Origin of the sequence: Streptomyces sp. NPDC050703 (genome assembly GCF_040654435.1) — a bacterium.
GTDB lineage: Bacteria > Actinomycetota > Actinomycetes > Streptomycetales > Streptomycetaceae > Streptomyces.
The window spans coordinates 128,144-150,785 of sequence record NZ_JBFAHX010000005.1 but is presented as its reverse complement, the minus strand read 5'-3'; the positions used below and the strand labels follow the sequence as shown (position 1 = coordinate 150,785).

Below are 22,642 nucleotides of genomic sequence, written 5' to 3'. Positions count from 1 at the left end.
GCCGGGCACGGATGTGCCCCGCGACGCCTGGTGGGACGCCGGGCACGGGCGTGCCCCGCGACGCCCCGTGGGGCCAGGGCACGGACGTGCCGCGCACGGCCTGACGACTAGATTCGTCGGGTGCGCTGACAACCAAGTGACGGTCTGCTGACCACACGGCCCCGCGGGGCCCTCGGCGCTTGTCCCGCCGGGCCGCCGCCGCCCAGGATCGACGCCATGCGAACTTTCAACGACCTCGACGAACTGGCGAAGGCCACCGGTGAGACCTTCGGCCCGAGCCGCTGGTTCGACGTGACGCAGGACAACGTGAACCAGTACGCGCACTCGGTGGGCGACCTGCTGTGGATACACACCGACCCCGAACGCGCTGCCAAGGAGAGCGAATTCGGCACCACCATCGCGCACGGCTATATGACGCTCGGCATGCTGCCGGAGATCATGCGCCCCTTCTTCGAGGTGAAGGGGATATCCCTCGCCATTCTGGTGGGCCTGGACAAGGTCCGCTTCAACCGCCCGATCAAGGTCGGCTCCCGCATCCGCGGCTCCGGGAAGCTCACCAACGTACGCATCCTGCCCAACGGCTGCATCTACGCGATGCGCGTGACAGTGGAGGTGGAGGGCGAGCCCGGTTCGGTGTGCACGGCGGACACCCTGTCGCGCCTCACCGCCTGAACCGCGGGCCCCACGGCACCGGCGGAGGGGGGAGTTTTGTCGCTGTCCACAGGGGTCCAAGAGGGGAGTTATTACCACCGACTCCTGGCCAGGCCCCCTTTCATAATGGTCGAGCGGAACCGCAGCAGCTCGTCGCTCCACCACCCGCAAGAGAAGCAGGCAGAAAGGCGTTGGCCAGATGGACAGCACGCGACAGTTCGCGGACACCAGGCCGCAGACCACCACCGGGAACCACCCCGACCAGAACCTCCCCCTCTCCTCAGGACCCGTCGGCTTCCGGCGCTCGCTGGTGCTGTGGGGCCTCTCGTGCCGCGCGTTCTGGCTGTCCCTCTGGCTCTTCTTCGTCTACCTCACGCTGAGCGGACCGCTGGGCGTCAAGCTGATGCCGAACGCGGTCTCCCGCGTCCGGCGCCTGGCCGACCGGCAGCGGGCCCTCGCCAAGGAGTACTCGGGCATCGAGATCCCCGCCCCGTACAAGGACGTGCCCGCCCAGGACCGCGGCAAGGCCCTGCGCGCCCAGCTCCTCGCCAAGGACAACCAGGTCCACCGCGACTGGCGTTGGGCCACGATCGACCCGATCGCGGGCGGCGCCATATCCTTCGGCCCGCTGCTCCTGGTCCTCAGCGGCCTCTGGGGCCTGACGACCGCCGTCTTCGGCGCGCGGCTCTCCGAGGACTGGGACAGCATCTGGTACCTGTTCATCCCGGTCGACGGCTGGGGCACGGCGATCCTGGCGGGCGTGCTCGGCCTGGTCCAGTTCCCGCTGGCGTTCCTCTGGGCCGGCCCGCGCGCCGTCAACCAGCACTCGCGCTACCTGCGGGCGATGCTGTCCCCCAGTGAGGGCGAGCTCCTCGCCCCGCGCATCGAGCACCTGACCACCACGCGGTCGGACGCCGTCGACACGCAGATGGCCGAGATCCGCCGCATCGAGCGCGACCTGCACGACGGCGCCCAGGCCCGCCTGGTCGCGATGGGCATGACGCTGGACGCCGCCGAACACCTCCTGGAGTCCAACCCCGAGGCGGTCCGCGCCCTCCTCGTCGAGGCCCGCCAGTCCTCGAACAAGGCTCTTGAGGAGCTGCGCGACCTGGTCCGCGGCATCCACCCGCCGGTGCTCGCGGACCGCGGACTCGGCGATGCCGTACGCTCCTTGGCGATGATCAGCCCGTTGAAGACCGACGTCCAGGTGGACCTGCCGGCCCGTCCGGAGCCCCCGGTGGAGTCGGCGGCCTACTTCGCCGTCTCGGAGATCCTCACGAACGCCGCCAAGCACTCCGGCGCCGAGCGCTGCTGGGTCGACGTCCGGCACGACGCGGGGATGCTGCGCATCACCATCACGGACAACGGCCGCGGCGGCGCCGACATCAGCGCCGGTACGGGGCTGCGGGGCATCGAGCGCCGCCTCGCCACCTTCGACGGCGTCCTCGCCGTGAGCAGCCCGCTCAACGGCCCGACCATGGTGACGATGGAGCTGCCGTGCGTGTTGTCCTCGCCGAAGACCACTTCCTCCTGAGGGACGGCCTGACCCGCCTCCTCCAGGCCTTCGGCCACGAAGTCGTGGCGGCCGTGGACAACGGCCCCGAGCTGCTCCGCAGCCTCACCGAGCAGGAGCCGGACGTCGCCATCGTCGACGTCCGGCTCCCGCCGGGTTTCAGCGACGAGGGCCTGCGGGCGGCGGTGGAGGCCCGCACGCGCAAGCCGAACCTCCCGATCCTGCTCCTGTCCCAGTACGTGGAGCCCCTGTACGCGCACGAGCTGCTTTCGACGGGATCGGAGGGCGTCGGCTACGTCCTCAAGGAACGGGTGTCGAACGGCGCCGAGTTCATATCGACGATCCAGCGCGTCGCGGACGGCGGCACGGCGATGGACCCCGAGGTCATCTCGAAGCTGCTGACCGGCAAGAAGCGCGACGAGCCGATGAGCACGCTGACCGACCGCGAACGCGAGGTCCTGGAGTGCCTGGCCCAGGGCCGCAGCAACGCGGGCATCGCGGAGGCCCTCTTCATCTCGGAGAAGGCCGTGGCGAAGCACATCAGCAACATCTTCCCGAAGCTGGGACTCCCCCAGTCGGACACGGACAACCGGCGGGTGCTCGCGGTGTTGGCTTATCTGGATGCGGATGGGGTGTAGAGGGCTTCGCTGGGGGGGCTTCGCCAAGCGGGGTGATTTCGTTGGGTGGGGGTGGCCTTACCCGAGGGAGGCGGCCTCGCTGTACGGAGGCGGCTCCACTGGGCGGGGCGGTCTGGCCTGCCGAGGTGGCTTCGCCTGACGGCGGCGACTCGCCGAGCGGCGTGGCCTCACTGGGCGGGGTGGCCTCACTGGGCAGGCGGGCCCCCTAGAGGGCGGCTTCGCTGAGCAGGCGGGCCCCCTGAAGGGCGGCTTCGCTGGGCAGGACGGCCTCGCCCGGCAGCGGCGGTGTCACCGACGGAGGCGACCTCGCCAGACGAAGGCGGCTTCGGCCGGCCGGCCATCCGGAGCCGGAGCCCGAGCCAGAGCCGCAAGGTCCAGGCGCGGAACCGTCACCACGTGGGCCGTGCCCCCACCCCTCCGTCGACCACCAGATCCGTCCCGCTGATCCAGGCCGCCGCCTCCGACGCGAGGAACACGCAGGCGTTGCCGACGTCCTCCGGGCGGCCGAGCCGCCCCAGGGGAGCCGCCGCCCGCCACCGGGCCACCCCCTCCGGCCAGTCCTCGGCGAGGCCGGGCCGGTCGACGAGGCCGGGCGAGACGGTGTTGACCCGTACACCCCGCGGCCCGTACTCCAGCGCCGCGGACCGGGCGAACATGATCAGCGCGGCCTTGGACGCGCTGTAGTGCGCATGGCCCGGCGCCGGGCTCGTCCCCTCGATGGACGCGACGTGCGTGACGGACCCGCCACCGTCCCATGACCTCCGCCGCGGCCTGCGTACAGCAGAACGCGCACGTCAGATTCGCGTCCACCACGCCCCTCCACTCCTCCGCCGTCATGCCCGGCAGCTCCCGTACGGGCTGCACCCCGGCACTGTTCACCACGGAGTCCAGGCGCCCCCGCCAGCCGCACGCCTCTGCGACGAGGCGCCGGCACTCCTCCTCCCGCGCCAGATCCGCCGCTACGGCGATGGCCTCACCGCCGCCACGCTCGATCCGCTCGACCACTGCCCGGGCCCGCGCCGCGCCACCCCGGTAGTGGACGACGACCGCCGCACCCGCCTCCGCGAACCGCACCGCGATCCCGGCGCCGATGCCGCCGCTGCCCCCTGCGACGAGGGCGACGCGACCGCCCAGCCCGGGCAGGGCCCCGTCACGCATCCGAACCACCGCCCGGGCGACGCGCCGGGGGTGCCGCGGGCGTCTCGAACACCCCGTGCACGTCCTCGGGCATCGGCCCCGCCCCCTCATCCCGGCACAGCTCCCGGATGAGCGCCGCCCGGCCCGGATACCGCGCGCACAGCTCCTGCGCGTCCCCGCCCTCGTAGTCCCGGGGTACGAAACCAGGCGCCATCGTGGTCCCGAAGAGCCCCCACCCGTACCGCCCACCCCCGACGACCCGCGCCCCCATCCAGGTCCCCGCGGGCACCACGTACTGCACCTCCCCGCTCTCCCCCAGCAGGACGAGGCGATCGGAACCGTCGGGCGCGAGCAGCAGCAGCTCCAACGCGTCCCCCCGGTAGAAGTGCCAGACCTCGTCGACCGGCAGCCGATGCAGGGCGGAGAAGTCACCGGGAGCGGTACTCAGCAGAACGATGATCGCGGAACCCGCGGGCCGCCCGTCCTCACCCTCCGCCCCCACCCAGGTCCGCCGGAACATCCCGCCCTCGACCGGCAGGGGCCGCAGCCCATACCGCGTGGCCACTTCCCCCGCCGTCTCACCCATCGCACCCATGCCGAGATCGCTCCCCGCTCCGACAACCCCCCAACCCCGTACGCATGGCGTCAAAAGGAAAAGAGCTGCTCCCAGGAGTCCCGCGCCGCGCGCTACCCGCTACCCGCGAACTTCCGGAACCTTCCGGAACCTTCCGGAAGTTCGCGGCCGACGGCATCTCGCCGCACGCGTCCGGCGAGGTCATCGACGAACCGTCACGCTGAGCCGCCCTCGCGGTCGCGTCCCGGGAGACCACCCCCCGTCACCCCGGCCAACGGCCGCGCCGCCCCGCTCCTCCACCGCAAGGAACGCCAGTCCCTGCACACCCTGCGCGCGGCGGGCACCCCGCCCGCCTGGTCCGCGTACCCAGGCCGCACCTGCTGGCGCTCACGGAACCGGAAACGCTCAGCCGACTCCTCCGCCGGGCCCACGCGGAACTCACGACGATGCGGGCGGCCACCCCGAAAGCCGCGTGACAGCCACATCACCCCGGCCTCCCGCCTCCTCAAGCCCACTCAGCGGACCCCCCGACTCCGACTCCCCGGACCGCAGCAGCTCCAGCACCCCCCGCTCCGACCAGCACCCAGCGGCCCCAGGACAGCCCGCGAGATAGGAAGCGACCACCTCGTCCTCCCACGCCCCGGTGGCGAGCAGCCCCGCTCCGAGATGACGCAGGTACGAGGCAGCGGGAGAGACCCCCGGAACGTCACGCACCCCCCAGGGCGCCGTAAAGGTCACCACGGGCACGGAGTCGATCTCCCCGGCGCACACCAAGGTCTCGTACCGCCCGTCCCCCAGCACGGCACGCCCCCGAGCAAGCACCTCCCGCACCCCGGCCTCGGCCCCCGGCCCGCCCGGCTCCCGGTACATCTCCTGAGCCACGATGTCACCGAACTGCTCGACGGTGACGAGATGCGCCCTGCCCAGCACCCGCCCCGGCACCCCGGGATCGTAGAAGGCCCGCCCTCCGCCCCAGACGGCCGAAGTGGTCGCGAAGTACATGACCCCGCGAAGCTCCACGGGAACGGACGCGACGGGCATGGCCCGATCCCGGCACCCGGGATACGCCCGCCCCCCACCGACGGGACACCCCCCACGGATATAGGCGGCCAGCCTCCCCACATGCATATTCGACCCATAAGCCGCATACCAAACAGACCCCGACCTCACGCCACCACCCACCACCCACCACCCGTCGCCCAACGCCCAACGCCCATCGCCCACCACCCGCGAACACCCGCCCAGACACCCGCAGACACCCGTTGTGGATCTGGACACAAAAACACCCCAGGCCATAAAACCGACCTGGGGTGTTCAATGGAGCCGCCTTCGGGATTCGAACCCGAGACCTACGCATTACGAGTGCGTTGCTCTGGCCATCTGAGCTAAGGCGGCGCGCCGTCCGCACCATGATGCGATCGGCAACGCGCCCAAGTCTACACAGTTTCCGGGGGTGCTCCGCACACCCCCGCGCGGGCGGCTCCCGGCGGCTATGAGCAGCGCTTTTCTTCGGCCGGGGCCGTGCCCTTCAGGAGGTAGGCGTTGATCGTGGAGTCCACGCACCGGCTGCCGCGGCCGTACGCCGTGTGGCCGTCACCCTCGTACGTGAGGAGGCGTCCCGAGGAGAGCTGGGAGGCCAGGGCCTTCGCCCAGCGGTAGGGGGTGGCCGGGTCGCGGACCGTGCCGACGACCACGATCGGCGCCGCGCCCCTCGCCTCGATGCGGTGCGGCTTGCCCGTGGCCTTGACCGGCCAGTACGCGCAGTTCAGCGAGGACCAGGCCAGGCCCTCGCCGAAGACGGGGGAGGCCTTCTCGAAGTCCGGCAGGGCCTTCTTCACCTGCTCCCGCGTGGTGAAGGCGGGCGGCAGGTCCAGGCAGTTCACGGCCGCGTTGGCGGCCATGAGGTTCGCGTACTCGCCGCTGCTGTCCCGCTCGTAGTAGCTGTCGGAGAGGGCGAGCAGGCCCGAGCCGTCCTTGTCCCTGATCGCCGAGGTGAGCGCGTCCCTGAGCTGCGGCCAGGCCCCCTCGTCGTACATCGCCGCGATCACGCCGGTCGTCGCCACCGCCTCGGAGAGCCTGCGGCCCGAGGCGTCACCGGTGGGCAGGGGCTCACGGTCCACCGCCTCGAAGAACGACTTCAGGCGCTTCCCCGCGTCACGGGTGCCGCCCGTGCCGATCGGGCACTTCGCGCCGCGTCCCACGCAGTCCTTCGCGAACGACTGGAACGCCGTCTCGAAGCCCGCCGTCTGGTCGCGGCTCATCCGGCGCGCCGACAGGGACGGGTCCATCGCGCCGTCCAGGACCAGCCGGCCGACCCGCTTGGGGAAGAGGCCCGCGTACGTGGCGCCCAGGAACGTGCCGTACGACGCGCCCACGTACGACAGCTTCTCGTCACCGAGCACCGCCCGCAGCACGTCCATGTCCCGCGCCGCCTCCACCGTGGAGACATGCGGAAGGATCTTCTTCGAGCGCTTCTGGCAGCCGGCCGCGAACCGCTGGTACGAGGTGCGGAGCGCCGCCGTCTCGCGCCGGTCGTCCGGGGTGACGTCCGTCTGCGTGTACGCGTCCATCTCCTTGCCGTCGAGGCAGGTGACGGGCTCGCTGCGGGCCACGCCGCGCGGGTCGACGGCGACCATGTCGTAACGGGCGCGGACCTTCTCGGGGTACCCCAGCGCCGCGTACGACTGGAGGTAGCCGATCGCCGAGCCGCCGGGGCCGCCCGGGTTGACCAGGAGCGACCCCAGCTTCCCGCTCTTCTCCGTGGCCTGTTTGCGGGCCACGGCCAGCTTGATGTCACCCCGCGCGGGCCTGTCGTAGTCGAGCGGCGCCTTCATCGAGGCGCATTGGAAGCCCTCCACGCCGCACGCGCGCCAGCTCAGCTTCTGGTCGTAGTACGGAGCCAGCTCCGTGGGCGTCGACTCGGGCAACGCGGCGACCAGGGAGGCGTCCGTCGTCGTACCGCCCGACGAACAGCCGGAGGCGAGCAGCCCCGCGGCCACGAGCAGGGTGCCGCACGTACGGAAGGTGAGGTGACGGCCGAGGGTGCGGCGACTGCGGTGACGGCTGGTGTCCATCAGATGACACTAACTCTCCGCCAGCGCCACATCACCCAACGTACTCACGCGTTACTCGTACGAGTGAGTCGTCCATCCGCCCCCTCGTGTCCGGAGTTCACCCCTGGGTGGTGCCGCGGCTGCTTCAACCCGCCCGCAGCGCCACCGTCATCGCCTCGACCGCCAAGAGCGGTGCCACATTGCGGTCCAGAGCGGTGCGACAGGCACCGATCGCCTCTATCCGGCGCAGGGTGGACTCGGGCGAGGTGCCCAGGGCCATGCGCTCCAGCATGTCCTGCACCTCGGTGTTGGCGATGGCCACGCGGGAGCCGAGCTGCAGGGCGAGCACGTCGCGGTAGAGCGCGGTCAGGTCGATGAGCGCGAGGTCGAGGCTGTCGCGCTGCGTACGGGTCCTGCGGCGCTTCTGCTTGTCCTCCAGCTCCTTCATCACGCCCGCCGTGCCGCGCGGCATCCGGCCGCCCTGCGCCGCCCCGAGCGCCGCCTTCAGCTCCTCGGTCTCCTTGACGTCGACTTCCTCGGCCAGCTGCTTCGCGTCCTCGGCGGCCGTGTCGATCAGCTCCTGGGCGGCCTTCAGGCAGCCGCCGATCTCCTGCACCCGCAGCGGCAGCTTGAGCACGGCGGCCCTGCGCTCACGCGCGCGCGGATCGGTGGCGAGGCGCCGGGCACGGCCGATGTGACCCTGCGTCGCCCGCGCGGCGACGGCCGCGACGTCCGGCTCGATGCCGTCCCTGCGTACGATCACGTCGGCCACGGCGTCCACCGGAGGCGTACGCAGCGTCAGGTGCCGGCAGCGGGAACGGATGGTCGGCAGCACGTCCTCCAGGGAGGGCGCGCAGAGCAGCCACACCGTGCGGGGAGCGGGCTCCTCCACGGCCTTCAGCAGGACGTTCCCCGCGCCCTCGGTGAGGCGGTCGGCGTCCTCCAGGACGATGACCTGCCAGCGCCCCACCGCCGGCGACAGCTGGGCCCGCCGCACGAGGTCGCGGGTCTCCTTCACGCCGATGGAGAGCAGGTCGGTGCGGACCACCTCCACGTCGGCGTGCGTACCGATCAGGCTGGTGTGGCAGCCGTCGCAGAACCCGCATCCGGGGGCGCCGCCCAGCGCGCGGTCCGGGCTGGTGCACTGCAGGGCCGCGGCGAAGGCGCGCGCGGCGGTGGACCGCCCGGAGCCCGGCGGGCCCGTGAACAGCCAGGCGTGCGTCATCTTCGACGAGTCGGGCAGCGGGGTGTCCGCCGCGACCGCCGTCACCTGCGCGTCGGCGTCCCGGGCGGCAGCCGCCAGCTGCTCGCTCACCCGCTCCTGCCCCACCAGGTCGTCCCACACGCTCATGGGGTCACCGCCTTACGCCGCTCACTGCTCTGTGCTGTTGCCGGACTGCCCATTGTGGGACACGGCACTGACAACGCGGGCCGCCCGGACGCTGACGTGGGCTTTTCCGCAACCCACTCGCACGGAGCGAAGCCCAGCCACGCCACCGAAGCACGCCCCCGCCAAGCGAAGCCCAGCCGTGCCACGCGAAGCCCGTTCACGCCGAGCGAAGCCCAGCCGTGCCACGCGAAGCCCGTTCACGCCGAGCGAAGCCCAGCCGTGCCACGCGAAGCCCGCCCTGCCGAGCGCAGCCCGCTCACGCCACGCGAAGCCCGCTCTGCCGAGCCCAGCCACGCCCACGCCGCCCACACCGAGCGACGCCGTGCCCGCCCCGGCGCGAACCCGGCGGGAGCCGGGCGAGAGCCCGGCCCGACCCCGACGGGGCCGGACCGAAGCGGGGCCCAAGCCGCAGACCGCCCAAGGCCCCCGCGCCAGAACCGTCAGCCCCGTCGGCCGCCCCGACGACGCCGGCCGCCCTCGTCGCTCACGTCACCCTCGTCGCCCTGGCCGTCCTGGCCGCCGAGCAGTTCGTCGGCCAGCGTCGGCATGTCGTCCAGCGGGGTCTCCTCGGCCCAGTCGGGCCGCGGCCGCCGGGGCACGCCCTGCTCGTCGACCTGCGGGAGCTCCGCCGTCCGCTCGTTGGGACCGTCGGGCGAGGGCCGCTCGTCACGGAAGTAGCCCGGCGGAACCCGGTCCTCCTGAACGGCGGGCAGCACCGCCGTCTCGTCCGCCGCGCCCGGCACCTGCGGCTGCGGCAGCACCTCGGTGTCCTCAGGACCCGGCCCGTCCGGCCGCACCCGCGGCAGCACGGCCGTCTCGTCGGCAGGACCAGTGGGGCCTGTGGGGCCGACAGGGCCGGTGGGACCGGCGGACGGCTTCACCACGGGCGTGGGCACCGTCGTCTCGTTGTCGGGGACGGACCGGCCGCCGGAACGGCCACCGGACCGGGCCCCGGACGCACCGCCGGTCGCCGGAGCAGCCGAAGCGGAGCCCGATGCGGACCCGGAAGCCTTGGTGAGGTCCGCCCGCTTCGGCGCCGCCGCGGCGGCCTCGGCCGCCCGAGCAGCCGCCGCGGCCCTGGCGGTCTCCGCCTCCGCGGCCGCCGCGGCCGCGGAAGCCGCCGCCATCCGCCGCGCCTCCTCGGCCCGGAGCAGGGCCTCCTCCGCCTTGCGCTGCTTCTCCAGGCGGCGCTCCTCCGCCTCGGCCCGCCTGCGCTCCTCCTCCTCGGCCTCGCGGCGGCGCCGCTCCTCCTCGGCCGCGCGGAGCTTCTCCTCCGCGAGCAGCCTCGCCTTCTCCTCCTCGGCCTTGCGGCGCGCCTCCTCGGCACGCTTACGCGCCTCCTCTGCCTGCCGCTCGGCCTCGCGGCGCTGCGCCTCCTCCAGCTCGCGGCGCTTGCGCTCCTCCTCCTCGGCGCGGAGCTTGGCGAGCTGCGCCTGGCGCTCGCGCTCCAGGCGCTCCTCCTCCGCCTTGCGCGCAGCCTCTTCCTCGGCCTTGCGCCTGGCCTCCTCCTCGGCGGCCTTGCGGGCCTCTTCCCTGGCCTTGATCTCGGCCTCGGAGAGCGGGAGCACCATGTCGAGGCGGTGCCTGATCACGGTGGTGACCGCTTCCGGCGCCTGGGAGGCGTCGACGACGAGGTAGCGCCCCGGGTCGGCCGCGGCGAGGGTGAGGAAACCGGACCGCACGCGTGCGTGGAACTCGGCGGGCTCCGACTCCAGGCGGTCGGGCGCCTCGGTGAACCGCTCGCGCGCAGCCTCGGGCGCCACGTCGAGCAGGCAGGTCAGATGCGGTACGAGGCCACCGGTCGCCCAGCGGTTGATGCGGGCGACCTCGGTGGGCGAGAGATCGCGTCCGGCGCCCTGGTAGGCGACGGACGAGTCGATGTACCGGTCGGAGATCACCACGGCGCCGCGCTCCAGGGCGGGCCGCACGACGGTGTCGACGTGCTCCGCGCGGTCGGCGGCGTACAGCAGTGCCTCCGCGCGGTGCGAGAGACCTGCCGACGAGACGTCGAGCAGGATCGAGCGCAGCCGCTTGCCGACGGGCGTGGCGCCCGGCTCGCGTGTGACGACGACCTCGTGGCCCTTGGCGCGAATCCACTCGGCGAGCGCCTCGGCCTGGGTGGACTTGCCCGCTCCGTCGCCGCCCTCAAGGGCGATGAAGAAGCCCGTGGCGCAGGGTGCCTGCGCCGGGTCGTCACCGCCGCGCAGGGCGTCGCGCAGGTCGTGCCGCAGCGGTACGCCCTGCCGGTCGTCGGTCTTGGCGAGCAGCAGCGCGGCCACCGGCAGGAGCAGCGCGCCGACCAGCATCAGCGTGAAGGCGGCGCCGCCGTGGTCGAAGACGAACTTGCCGTTGACCACGCGGTGCGGCCCGATCAGGGCGGCGACCACCGGGGCCACGAGGGCGCCGAGCGCGACGCAGAGGCGTACGACCGCCTGCAGGTGCTCCGCGATGCGCATCCTGCGGTAGTCCTCGACCTCCTGGTCGAGCAGCGCGTGCCCGGTGTTCGCGGCGACGCCCGCGGCGGCTCCGGCGAGGGCCAGGAGCAGCAGCACGGTCGTCACGTCGGGCACGAGGCCCGCCACGAGCAGCGCGACGCCGGTCAGCGTCAGCGCCAGCGCGAGCAGCCGGCGGCGCGAGAGCGAGGGCAGCAGGGACGGCGCGCCGGCGATGCCCGCGACGGTGCCGCCGGTCAGGGCGAGCACGAACAGGCCGTACGCGACGGGCCCGCCGCCCAGGTCCTTGGCGTGCAGCAGGGCCACGGCGACGGCCGCGGCGATGGCGGTGGCGACCGCGGCGCAGGCGACGACGAGCAGCGGGATGGCGCCCGTACGTCCCTTGTCGGGGCCGGTGCCGGTGCGGGGCCTGCGCAGTCCTTCGAGCGGGCTACGCGCGCGTGGCGTCTGCCTGCCGGGCAGGACGAGGAAGTAGACGATGGAGAGCGACGCGGCGAACAGCCCGGCCGCGACGAACGAGGCGAGCCCCGCCTGGTGCAGTGCGAACCATTCGAGACCGGCGCCGAGCAGGTTGCCGACGAGCGTGATGGCCACGAGCACGACGGCCGCGACGGGCAGCGCCACGAATCCCGTACGCAGGGAGAGGCGCCGCAGCGCGTCCATGTGGTCGGGCAGCGGCCGCACCGTCGCGCCCTCCAGGGGCGGCGCGGGCAGCAGCGCGGGCGCGGCGCACTCCCTGGCGACCGTCCAGAACCGCTCGGCGACGCCGATCACGAAGGACGTCACCAGGATCACCGCGAGGGCGTTGTCCGGGGTCCAGTCGATCCACAGTGGCGCGACGACGAGCAGCGCGGCGCGCACGCCGTCGGCCCCGACCATGGTCCAGCGCCGGTCGAGCGGCCCGTCCGGCGCCGTGAGGGAGGTCAGGGGGCCGAGCAGCACGGCCCCGAAGAGCAGCGTGGCGAGGACGCGGGCTCCGAAGACGGCGGTGATGGCGAGGGCGACGCCACGGTATCCACCGCCGAAGGCGGCTTCGGAGATGGCCGACTGGAGCGCGAGGATCACCAGGACGAGCAGGGCGAGCGCGTCACCGACGCTGCCCACCAACTGTGCGCTCCACAAGCGCTTCAGCTGCGGTACGCGCAGCAAGGCGCGGACGGCACGCTCTCGGGAATCTGCGACCAGGGCGTCGTCGGGGGCCGGGATTCCGGCCGTTGGCTGCTCGGCACGCGTCATCCGTCCAGCCTATCCGGACGCCCGATGTCCATGCGTCCCCACCCGAACAAACGAACGTCCGGTGACCGGGCGCGTCGCCGCTGCTGCCGGGCGCCCCGGAAACAGGGCGCCCGGCGGCAGGACGTCAGCTCTCCGAAGCAGCGCTCTTCGCGGAAGCGGCCGTCTTCTTTGCGGCGGTTTTCTTGGTGGTGGTCTTCTTGGCCGCGGTCTTCTTGGCCGTGGCCGTCGTCTTCTTCGCCGCCGTCTTCTTGGCGGCGGTCTTCTTTGCGGTGGCCTTCTTGGCGGGAGCCTTCTTCGCCGTCTTCTTGGCGGGGCCCTTCGCCCGCTTCTCCGCGAGCAGCTCGTAGCCCCGCTCCGGGGTGATCTCCTCCACGGAGTCCGCCGCGCGCAGGGTCGCGTTGGTCTCACCGTCGGTCACGTACGCCCCGAAGCGTCCGTCCTTGACGACGACCGGCTTCCCGCTGACCGGGTCCTCGCCGAGCTCCTTCAGCGGCGGCTTCGCCGCGGCACGCCCACGCTGCTTCGGCTTGGAGTAGATCTCCAGGGCCTCTTCCAGCGTGATGGTGAAGAGCTGCTCCTCGGTGTCGATGGACCGGGAGTCCGTGCCCTTCTTGAGGTAGGGGCCATAGCGCCCGTTCTGCGCGGTGATCTCGACGCCCTCGGCGTCGGTGCCGACCACGCGCGGCAGCGACATCAGCTTGAGCGCGTCCTCAAGGGTGACCGTGTCGAGCGACATGGTCTTGAAGAGCGACGCCGTGCGCGGCTTGACCGCGTTCTTGCCCGTCTTCGGGGTGCCCTCGGGGAGCACCTCGGTGACGTACGGGCCGTACCGCCCGTCCTTGGCGACGATCTGGTGGCCGCTCTGCGGGTCCGTGCCCAGCTCGAAGTCACCGCTCGGCTTGGCGAGCAGCTCCTCCGCGTACTCCACGGTCAGCTCGTCGGGCGCCAGGTCCTCCGGCACGTCCGCGCGCTGGTGGTTCTCGGAGTCACGCTCGCCGCGCTCGATGTAGGGGCCGTAGCGGCCCACGCGGAGCACGATGCCGTCGCCGACGGGGAAGGAGGACACCTCACGGGCGTCGATCGCGCCGAGGTCGGTGACGAGTTCCTTGAGGCCGCCGAGGTGGTCGCCGTCGCCGTTGCCCGCCTCGGCGGCGGAGCCGGAGCCCTCGCCCTCACCGAAGTAGAAGCGCCGCAGCCACGGCACCGCCTGCGCCTCGCCGCGCGCGATGCGGTCGAGGTCGTCCTCCATCTTGGCGGTGAAGTCGTAGTCGACGAGCCGTCCGAAGTGCTTTTCGAGCAGGTTGACGACGGCGAACGACAGGAACGAGGGGACGAGCGCCGTCCCCTTCTTGAAGACGTACCCGCGGTCGAGGATCGTGCCGAGGATCGACGCGTACGTCGACGGGCGGCCGATCTCGCGCTCTTCGAGCTCCTTGACCAGCGAGGCCTCGGTGTAGCGGGCCGGCGGCTTGGTCGCGTGGCCGTCGACGGAGATCTCGTCGGCGGAGAGCGCGTCGCCCTCGTCGACCTGCGGGAGCCTGCGCTCGCGGTCGTCCAGCTCGGCGTTCGGGTCGTCGGCGCCCTCGACGTAGGCCTTGAGGAAGCCGTGGAAGGTGATCGTCTTGCCGGACGCGCTGAACTCGGCGTCGCGGCCGTCGGCGGCGCGGCCACCGATCTTGACCGTGACGGAGTTGCCGGTCGCGTCCTTCATCTGGGAGGCGACGGTCCGCTTCCAGATCAGCTCGTAGAGCCGGAACTGGTCCCCGGTCAGACCGGTCTCCGCGGGGGTGCGGAAACGATCGCCCGACGGGCGGATCGCCTCGTGCGCCTCCTGCGCGTTCTTGACCTTGCCCGCGTACGTGCGCGGCTTGTCCGGCAGGTAGTCGCTGCCGTAGAGCTGGGTGACCTGCGCGCGGGCGGCGGCGACCGCCGTGTCCGACAGGGTCGTGGAGTCCGTACGCATGTACGTGATGAAGCCGTTCTCGTACAGCTTCTGGGCCACCTGCATGGTGGCCTTCGCGCCGAAGCCGAGCTTGCGCGAGGCCTCCTGCTGCATGGTCGTCGTACGGAACGGGGCGTACGGCGAGCGGCGGTAGGGCTTGGACTCGACCGACCGCACGGAGAAGGCGGTGTCCTGGAGGGCGGCGGCCAGCGCGCGGGCGTTGGCCTCGTCCAGGTGGAGGGTGCCCGTGCTGTTGGCCTTCAGCTGCCCGACGGAGTTGAAGTCGCGGCCCTGGGCGACGCGCTTGCCGTCGACCGTGGTGAGGCGGGCGACGAGCTGCGACGGGTCGGAGGCGTCACCGGCACGGCCGGTGCCGAAGGTGCCGGTCAGGTCCCAGTACTCGGCGGAGCGGAAGGCGATGCGCTCGCGCTCCCGCTCGACGACGAGGCGGGTGGCCACGGACTGCACGCGGCCCGCCGACAGGCGCGGCATGACCTTCTTCCACAGGACCGGAGAGACCTCGTAGCCGTAGAGGCGGTCGAGGATGCGGCGGGTCTCCTGGGCGTCGACCATGCGCTTGTTCAGCTCGCGCGGGTTGGCGACGGCGCTGCGGATCGCGTCCTTGGTGATCTCGTGGAAGACCATGCGGTGGACGGGGACCTTGGGCTTCAGGACCTCCAGGAGGTGCCACGCGATGGCTTCGCCCTCGCGGTCCTCATCGGTGGCGAGGAAGAGTTCGTCGGAGTCCTTGAGCAGGTCCTTGAGCTTCTTGACCTGCGCCTTCTTGTCGGCGTTGACGACATAGACCGGCTGGAAGTCGTGCTCGACGTCCACGCCGAGGCGGCGCACCTCGCCGGTGTACTTCTCGGGCACCTCCGCGGCGCCGTTGGGGAGGTCACGGATGTGCCCGACGCTCGCCTCGACTACGTAGCCGGGGCCGAGGTAGCTCTTGATCGTCTTCGCCTTGGCAGGCGACTCGACGATGACGAGTCGGCGGCCGCCCTGTGCGGTCTCGCTGGTCGGGGACAACTTCGCTCTTCTCTCCGGTCGACACTCGGTGGCAGTGCGCGGTGGCACCGCTCGGTCGCAGTGCTCGTGACAGTGCGGTGGCAGTGCTCGCATGGCTTGCGTTGCGCTGACGCTGCGGAGTGTGACGGTACATCCCGCCCCCGTGTCAAACGGTAAAAGCCCGCAACGGCCACTCGAACGGTAACCCGACTACCGCCATTCCTGCCGCCCGGAGGGTGGACCCTCCATTCCGGGGCCGTGCCATGGTCGTGGCCGCGGCCCGTCGGCGCGATCACCGGAGCGCGTCGTTCCGCCCCACCGGAGGAGGGCGGCCGCGCACGGGGTTCACAGCCGCGTGAAGCACCACGCCGCGAGGAGGAGCGCGACCGCGCCCGCGAGTGCGGCGAGCGTCGCCGATGCGACGGGACTCACACCCTGGGCGACGGGTGCGCGGTGCGCGACGCGCACCCCGGTCCACAGCAGCAGCCCGGCGCCGAACAGCGCGAACACCGTTCCGGCGAAGATCGCTGGTGCGCTCTCCATTGCCCTTGCCTCCCCGTACAGCTCTTCCTTCACGGTCCCCGCTCGGAGGCTGACACGCGCGGGAATCGGGAGCGCTAAATCGGGGTGAACGGTCGGCGGCCCCACGCCGGGCCCGGACGCTCCGCCCCCTGCCGACGGGCGGCCGACGGCCGCCCGACCCACGTGGCCCTCGGGAGGCGGCCCGACGACTCTGCCTACCGAACCCGAATTGCCGGATCTGTACGGCAGGTTGGCCGGTTCCGCCCGCTCTGGCCGGAACACCGCGGCCGACCGCCCGAAAGCGGCCCAGGGCCCCGCCGGAACGGCCGGAGACAGCGGCACACCAGGGCTCCGGTGGCCCGACGCCGTCACTGGTGCCGCCCCTTGCACCGACACCGAAGCCACCCGTCCCGAACGGGAACCACCCCTTACGCCGACACCGGAGCCACCCCTCCGGCACTGGAACCGCCCCTACGCCGGCCCGGAGTCGGGACGGCAGCGCTCCTGCGCCGACCGCGAGGGCGCGCCTACGCCTCGACCGGCAGCAGGAAGCCCTGCTCAACGAGGAGCCGGATCTGCGCGGGCGTCCGGTCCCGCAGCAACACCGGGTCCTCACCCACCAGTTGCGCGATGGCGTCGAGGATGCGGCCCGCGCTCAGCGACCCGTCGCACACCCCGGCGAAGCCGGCGCCCACCGTGTCCACCTTGGTGGCCCGCCGCATCCCGCGGTGCTGGCGCAGCACGACATGCTCGGGGTCCTCCGCGCCCGGCAGCCCGACCTGCTCCTGCACGACCTCGTCGGCGAGCTTGAAGTGCCCGGCGAGCAGCGCCGCGTCGTCGTGCGCGCGCAGATAGTCCTGCCGCGCGAAGAACTCCCGCACCGTGTCGCCGAGCGGCTGCTCGACGGGGTGCGGCCACTCCTCGATGGTGATGGACGGCTCGTCGGAACCGGACTTCCTGAGCGTGATCCAGCCGAACCCGACGGCGCGCGTGCCCCGCGCCTCGAACTCGTCCAGCCACGCCTCGTACCGCTCCGCGTACCGCGCGGGGTCCTGGCGGTGGTCCCCCGCGTCCCTCAGCCACAGCTCGGCGTACTGCGTGATGTCCTGCACCTCGCGCTGCACGATCCAGGCGTCGCAGTCGCGCGGCACCCAGGAGCGCAGCCGGTCCTGCCACTCCTCGCCGTCCACGTGCTGCCAGTTGGCCAGGAAGTGCGCGTACCCCCCTTCGTTCAACCGCTCCCCCGCCTCCTGAACGAGCGAGCGGCACAGATCGTCCCCGCCCATCCCGCCGTCGCGGTAGGTGAGCCTCGCGCCGGGCGAGATCACGAAGGGCGGGTTGGAGACGATCAGGTCGTACGTCTCGTCCGCCACGGGCTCGAAGAGGGAGCCCTCCCGCAGGTCCGCCGCCGGGGCACCGGACAGCGCCAGCGTGAGCCGCGTGAACTCCAGCGCCCGCGGGTTGAGGTCGGTGGCCGTCACGCGCGTGGCGTGCTGCGCGGCGTGCAGCGCCTGGATGCCGGAGCCGGTGCCGAGGTCGAGCGCGCTCTCGACCGGCATGCGCACGGTGATCCCGGCGAGCGTCGTGGACGCCCCGCCGACCCCGAGGACGACGCCTTCGTCATGGCTGCCGATGCCGCCCGCGCCGCCGACCGCGCAGCCCAGGTCGGACACGATGAACCAGTCCTCGCCGCTCGGCCCGCCGTAGGGCCGCACGTCCACGGTCGCCCGGAGCTCACCGTCCCGTCCGGTCAGCCAACCGCTCTCCAGGAGGGCGTCTACGGGCAGAACGCCGGCCACGCGTGCGTGCGGGACGGCTTCCTGGAGCAGGAAGAGGCGTACGAGCGCGGCGAGCGCGCCGTCGCCGCGCGTGGCGCGCAGCGCGGGGACGGTCTCACTGCGGGCCAGCGCGGCGTACGCGGAGGCCCCGAGCAGTTCGAGCAGCCCGTCGGCGGTGAAGGCGGCGTCGAGCAGGGCCTCCCGCAGGGAGGCGGCCACGTCGGCGCGGTCGGACGAGGGCAGGGGGAGGCTGGCGTTACTCACCCCTCCATTGTGGCCCGCCGCCACGCCGACGCCCTCGGCGCCGCACAGGGCACCGAGGGCGTGAGAAACGTACGGCCGAAAAGCGGCGGGACGGACGGCGTGCGCACGTACACCGCGGCCGACGGCTGTGGCGGTCGTGACCGCTGTGGCGGCCCCGGCAGACGTGACGGCCGTGGTGGCTGAGGCAGACGTACCGCCGTGGCGGCTGTGGCAGACGTACCGGCCATGGTGGCTGTCGCAGTCGTGCCGGCGATGGTGGCTGTGGTGGCCGCCGCACGCGCCGCCGGGAAGGGCTAGCCCTTCGTGGAAGGCGTGGCGGACGCGCTCTTGCAGCTGTCCTGCCGGCCCATCGCCTTGCCCACCTCCCCCTCCTGGAGCTTCTCCAGCGCCCTGTTGCCGCTCTTGCTCAGCTTGTCCAGCTCGCCCGCGACGTCCTTGAGGCCGTCGGCGAAGTCCGCCTGGTTCTTCGTGTCCAGGCCGTCGACCTGCTTCTTCAGGTCTCCGTACGACGTGGAGATGGCGTTGAGCTCCTTGACGGCGTCGTCCGTCTTCTTCTTGCCGTCGTCGACCGGCGGGGCCCCCGCCTTCTTCACGGAGTCGCCCATCGCCTTGTAGGCGTCGGACATGTCCTGGAACGCCTTGGAGTCCGTCTTCTGGACGTCGGCCGGCGAGCTGTTGTCCGAGGTCTCCTGCTGGATCGCGGCGTTGGCGTCCGCGATCTTCTTCGACTGCGGCTGAACGGAGTCACAGACCTTCTTGGCCCAGTCGTCCAGCTCCTTGTTGCCGTCGTCGCTGCTGCACCCTGACAGAGCGAGTACCAGTACCGCACCGCCGGACAGTGCGGCTGCAAGCTTCTTGTTCACCGGATTGGTCCCTTCCATGGCTCTCGGCCCCGGAACTTACACGCCAACTGGGCTACATCCGCATGCCGAGCGTCCGCTACAACCCCTATTGCAGCCATTTGCACCAAGCCGGACAGGGCCTGGAGCGGGAGAGAAGGCTCACGGCTCCACGCGCGCGTCGGCGTACGGCAGGCGGGTGACGGACGGGTGACGGGCGGCCGGTGAGTGTTTGTACAGACGTGTGGGCGGACGGTGCGTCAAGACGCGCCGCCCGCCCACACGTTGGACAGGGACCGGAGGGTTCAGGAGACGATCGCGGGATCGGCCGGCTTGGCGGCCCGCTCGGAGTTGCCCTCGTCGCCCACGGCGATGCCACGCCGCTTGGAGACGTAGACCGCGCCGACGATGACCGCGATGGAGAGCGCCGCGATCAGCACCCGCATGCCGACGCTGGCGTCGTCCCCGTAGCTGAACTTGATGACCGCGGGCGCGATGAGCAGCGCCACCAGGTTCATCACCTTCAGCAGGGGGTTGATCGCCGGGCCCGCGGTGTCCTTGAACGGGTCGCCCACGGTGTCGCCGATGACCACCGCGGCATGGGCCTCACTGCCCTTGCCGCCGTGGTGGCCGTCCTCGACGAGCTTCTTCGCGTTGTCCCAGGCCCCGCCCGAGTTGGCGAGGAAGACCGCCATCAGCGTGCCCGTGCCGATCGCGCCCGCGAGGAACGAGCCGAGCGCGCCGACCCCGAGCGAGAAGCCGACCGCGATCGGCGTGAGCACGGCGAGCAGACCCGGTGTGGCCAGCTCGCGCAGCGCGTCCTTGGTGCAGATGTCGACGACGCGCCCGTACTCGGGCTGCTCGCTGTAGTCCATGATCCCGGGCTTCTCGCGGAACTGCCGCCGCACCTCGTAGACCACGGCGCCCGCCGACCGCGACACCGCGTTGATCGCGAGCCCCGAGAAGAGGAAGACGACCGCGGCACCGAGGATCAGGCCGACCAGGTTGTTGGGCTGCGAGATGTCCATGACCAGGTTCATCGGGGCTCCGTCGCCGAGCTTCTCGCCGACGTCCCTGGCCGCGGTCGCGATGGCGTCGCGGTACGACCCGAAGAGCGCCGAGGCCGCGAGGACCGCGGTCGCGATGGCGATGCCCTTGGTGATGGCCTTGGTCGTGTTGCCGACGGCGTCCAGGTCGGTGAGCACCTGCGCGCCCGCGCCCTCGACGTCACCGGACATCTCCGCGATGCCCTGCGCGTTGTCGGACACGGGGCCGAAGGTGTCCATGGCGACGATGACGCCGACGGTGGTCAGCAGGCCCGTACCGGCCAGGGCGACCGCGAAGAGGGCGAGCATGATCGACGTACCGCCGAGCAGGAACGCCCCGTACACACCGAGCCCGATGAGCAGCGCGGTGTAGACGGCCGATTCCAGACCGATCGAGATGCCGGCGAGGACGACCGTCGCGGGACCGGTCAGCGAGGTCTTGCCGATGTCCTTGACGGGACGCCGGCTGGTCTCGGTGAAGTACCCGGTGAGCTGCTGGATCAGGGCGGCCATCACGATGCCGATGGCCACGGCGACCAGTGCGAGCAGCCGCGGATCGCCGTCGTGGCTCTTGATCGCCGCGTCCGTGACGCCGTCCAGCTTCGTGTACGAGGACGGCAGGTAGACGAAGACGGCGACGGCCACGAGGGCCAGCGAGATCACCGCGGAGATGAAGAAGCCGCGGTTGATGGCGCTCATGCCGCTGCGGTCGGCGCGCCGGGGCGCCACCGCGAAGATGCCGATCATCGCCGTCACGACACCGATGGCCGGGACGAGCAGGGGGAAGGCGAGCCCGGAGTCGCCGAACGCCACCTTGCCGAGGATCAGCGCGGCGACCAGCGTCACGGCGTACGACTCGAAGAGGTCGGCGGCCATGCCCGCGCAGTCGCCGACGTTGTCGCCCACGTTGTCGGCGATGGTCGCGGCATTGCGCGGATCGTCCTCCGGAATGCCCTGCTCGACCTTGCCGACCAGGTCGGCGCCGACGTCGGCGGCCTTGGTGAAGATGCCGCCGCCGACACGCATGAACATCGCGATCAGCGCCGCGCCGAGGCCGAAACCTTCCAGCACCTTCGGCGCGTCGGCGGCGTAGACGAGCACCACACAGGAGGCGCCCAGAAGACCGAGCCCCACCGTGAACATGCCGACGACACCGCCCGTACGGAAAGCGATCTTCATGGCTTTGTGCGAGACGGCGGTGAGATCCTTTTCGGGTTCACCCGCCGCCGGAGTGGCTTCCCGGGCGGCGGCTGCCACGCGCACATTGCTGCGTACGGCGAGCCACATACCGATATAGCCGGTGGTCGCCGAGAACGCCGCTCCGATCAAGAAGAAGATCGATCGTCCGGCGCGCTGATTCCAGTCGTCCGCGGGCAGCAGCATGAGCAGGAAGAACACCACGACGGCGAATACACCGAGTGTGCGGAGCTGCCGGCCCAAATAGGCGTTCGCGCCTTCCTGGACCGCTGCCGCGATCTTCTTCATGCTGTCGGTTCCCTCGCCCGCCGCGAGAACCTGGCGTACCAGCACGCCCGCGACGACGAGCGCCGCGAGCGCGACGGCCGCGATCACCATGACGATGAGACGGTTGTCATCCGTCAGTACTGCGGCTGCGAAGGTTGTGGGTTGGTCAATCTGATGAGGGGTAGAAAGCCCCGCCATTCGTCCTCCTTGACGCTTGACCTGAGCTCAAGATGTGGACGGATTGTAGGGAGCGGAACCTGATCAAAACAGAGCGCCGCTAACGCAATTGACCGGAGATTGCCCCTGAGCAAATGATCCACGTCACCGGTTGGCCCTGAAAGCGGTAATGCCTCAAAACCGTTGACGAGTGATTGCCGAAAGATCGTCGATCTAACAAGAAATAAGATCACCCGAAGAAAAGCCCTGTTCATCACGGGGCGCCAGGGGATGCGATGGCGGGGGGTGAGGGCTACGCGGGCCGGGTGCCTGTACGGGCAGAGGCGATGGCTCCGGGGCAGCGGGCGCTGGGGCGACGGCTCGGCCCGGTGCCCTGCATAGGCCGGTCACCGCGGTGCCGCGGGGGCGGTCACTGCGGCGACGGGCAGGCGGTCGCTGCGGCGACGGGCAGGGCCTTGTCCGCGCCCTCAGGGCGCCGTGCCTAGGAAAGGAGCGGCGCGGGGGTCGTCGGCCAGCTCATGCGGATCAGGCCACCGGATTCACCCGCGGTGACCTCGACGTCGTCCACGAGACCGCTGATGACCGCGAGGCCCATCTCGTCCTCGCCCTCGGCCTCAAGCCCCTCGCCCTGGCCCGCCGTGCCGGGCGCCCGGTCACCGGGGGCCGAACGGGGTGCCTCGTCGCCGACCTCGATGGAGAACTGCTTCTCGTCCTCGATGAGCGCGACACGCACCGGCGCCGTGACGCCGCCGGCCTGATGCAGTCCGACGGCGCGCGTGCAGGCCTCACCGACGGCGAGCCTGACCTCGTCGAGGACGGCCTCGTCCACTCCCGCCCTGCGCGCGACCGCGGCCGCCACCAGACGGGCGGTCCTCACATGCTCGGGCAGCGCGCTGAAGCGGAGCTCGACGGTGGCCATACGTCCCCCTCGGACTTACACGCGTGCTGTCAGGGGAC

Annotated in this window: 14 protein-coding genes, 1 tRNA gene and 1 pseudogene; 3 read left to right on the top strand and 13 right to left on the bottom strand. The window is 71.7% G+C overall.

From position 1 onward, the window contains the following. Positions 1–216: 216 nt before the first annotated feature. The 3 genes from AB0I16_RS06930 to AB0I16_RS06920 all read left to right on the top strand — a co-directional run bounded on the left by AB0I16_RS06930 (position 217) and on the right by AB0I16_RS06920 (position 2,802). Positions 217–672 (top strand): MaoC family dehydratase, encoded by a 456-nt coding sequence (locus AB0I16_RS06930; RefSeq protein WP_363248248.1) that lies wholly within the window; start codon positions 217–219, stop codon positions 670–672. Positions 673–850: 178 nt separating this feature from the next. Continuing rightward, the gene (locus AB0I16_RS06925; protein ID WP_363248247.1) at positions 851–2,185 is read left to right on the top strand and encodes a sensor histidine kinase; all 1,335 of its coding nucleotides are present in this window, start codon (positions 851–853) and stop codon (positions 2,183–2,185) included. Further along, a complete protein-coding gene (locus tag AB0I16_RS06920) occupies positions 2,149–2,802 on the top strand; it encodes a response regulator transcription factor (RefSeq protein ID WP_363248246.1) in 654 nt (217 codons plus the stop codon). The genes AB0I16_RS06925 and AB0I16_RS06920 overlap by 37 nt, the downstream gene beginning before the upstream one ends. A gap of 389 nt (positions 2,803–3,191) precedes the next feature. Here the strand turns inward: AB0I16_RS06920 and AB0I16_RS06915 are convergent. The 13 genes and pseudogenes from AB0I16_RS06915 to AB0I16_RS06855 form a co-directional block, all read right to left on the bottom strand. Beyond that, positions 3,192–3,960, bottom strand: a pseudogene (locus AB0I16_RS06915) (glucose 1-dehydrogenase). Next, positions 3,953–4,525: a cupin domain-containing protein gene (locus tag AB0I16_RS06910; RefSeq protein ID WP_363248364.1), complete on the bottom strand. Its 573-nt coding sequence runs from the start codon at positions 4,523–4,525 to the stop codon at positions 3,953–3,955. Before AB0I16_RS06910 ends, AB0I16_RS06915 begins: the two are co-directional and overlap by 8 nt. 426 nt (positions 4,526–4,951) lie before the next feature. Next, on the bottom strand, positions 4,952–5,515 hold the full coding sequence (locus AB0I16_RS06905) for a histone deacetylase (RefSeq protein WP_363248245.1): 564 nt from the start codon (positions 5,513–5,515) through the stop codon (positions 4,952–4,954). A gap of 316 nt (positions 5,516–5,831) precedes the next feature. Further along, positions 5,832–5,908 (bottom strand) — tRNA-Thr (locus AB0I16_RS06900). A 95-nt stretch (positions 5,909–6,003) separates the two neighbouring features. Next, positions 6,004–7,587, bottom strand: a complete 1,584-nt coding sequence (locus AB0I16_RS06895; RefSeq protein ID WP_363248244.1) for an alpha/beta hydrolase — start codon at positions 7,585–7,587, stop codon at positions 6,004–6,006. Between the two features lie 124 nt (positions 7,588–7,711). Then, positions 7,712–8,917, bottom strand: a complete 1,206-nt coding sequence (locus AB0I16_RS06890) for a DNA polymerase III subunit delta' (protein WP_363248243.1) — start codon at positions 8,915–8,917, stop codon at positions 7,712–7,714. Positions 8,918–9,396: 479 nt separating this feature from the next. After that, a complete protein-coding gene (gene tmk / locus AB0I16_RS06885; RefSeq protein ID WP_363248242.1) occupies positions 9,397–12,645 on the bottom strand; it encodes a dTMP kinase in 3,249 nt (1,082 codons plus the stop codon). Between the two features lie 124 nt (positions 12,646–12,769). Further along, the gene (gene topA / locus AB0I16_RS06880; RefSeq protein ID WP_363248241.1) at positions 12,770–15,616 is read right to left on the bottom strand and encodes a type I DNA topoisomerase; all 2,847 of its coding nucleotides are present in this window, start codon (positions 15,614–15,616) and stop codon (positions 12,770–12,772) included. A 324-nt stretch (positions 15,617–15,940) separates the two neighbouring features. After that, entirely contained in the window at positions 15,941–16,138 is a 198-nt protein-coding gene (locus AB0I16_RS06875; RefSeq protein ID WP_363248240.1) for a hypothetical protein, read from the bottom strand. A gap of 506 nt (positions 16,139–16,644) precedes the next feature. Continuing rightward, on the bottom strand, positions 16,645–18,159 hold the full coding sequence (locus tag AB0I16_RS06870) for a class I SAM-dependent methyltransferase (RefSeq protein WP_363248239.1): 1,515 nt from the start codon (positions 18,157–18,159) through the stop codon (positions 16,645–16,647). A gap of 293 nt (positions 18,160–18,452) precedes the next feature. Beyond that, positions 18,453–19,040 (bottom strand): small secreted protein, encoded by a 588-nt coding sequence (locus AB0I16_RS06865; protein WP_363248238.1) that lies wholly within the window; start codon positions 19,038–19,040, stop codon positions 18,453–18,455. Between the two features lie 263 nt (positions 19,041–19,303). Next, positions 19,304–21,706: a sodium-translocating pyrophosphatase gene (locus AB0I16_RS06860; RefSeq protein ID WP_363248237.1), complete on the bottom strand. Its 2,403-nt coding sequence runs from the start codon at positions 21,704–21,706 to the stop codon at positions 19,304–19,306. 460 nt (positions 21,707–22,166) lie between these two features. Continuing rightward, positions 22,167–22,604, bottom strand: a complete 438-nt coding sequence (locus AB0I16_RS06855; RefSeq protein ID WP_363248236.1) for an ATP-binding protein — start codon at positions 22,602–22,604, stop codon at positions 22,167–22,169. Positions 22,605–22,642 lie beyond the last annotated feature (38 nt).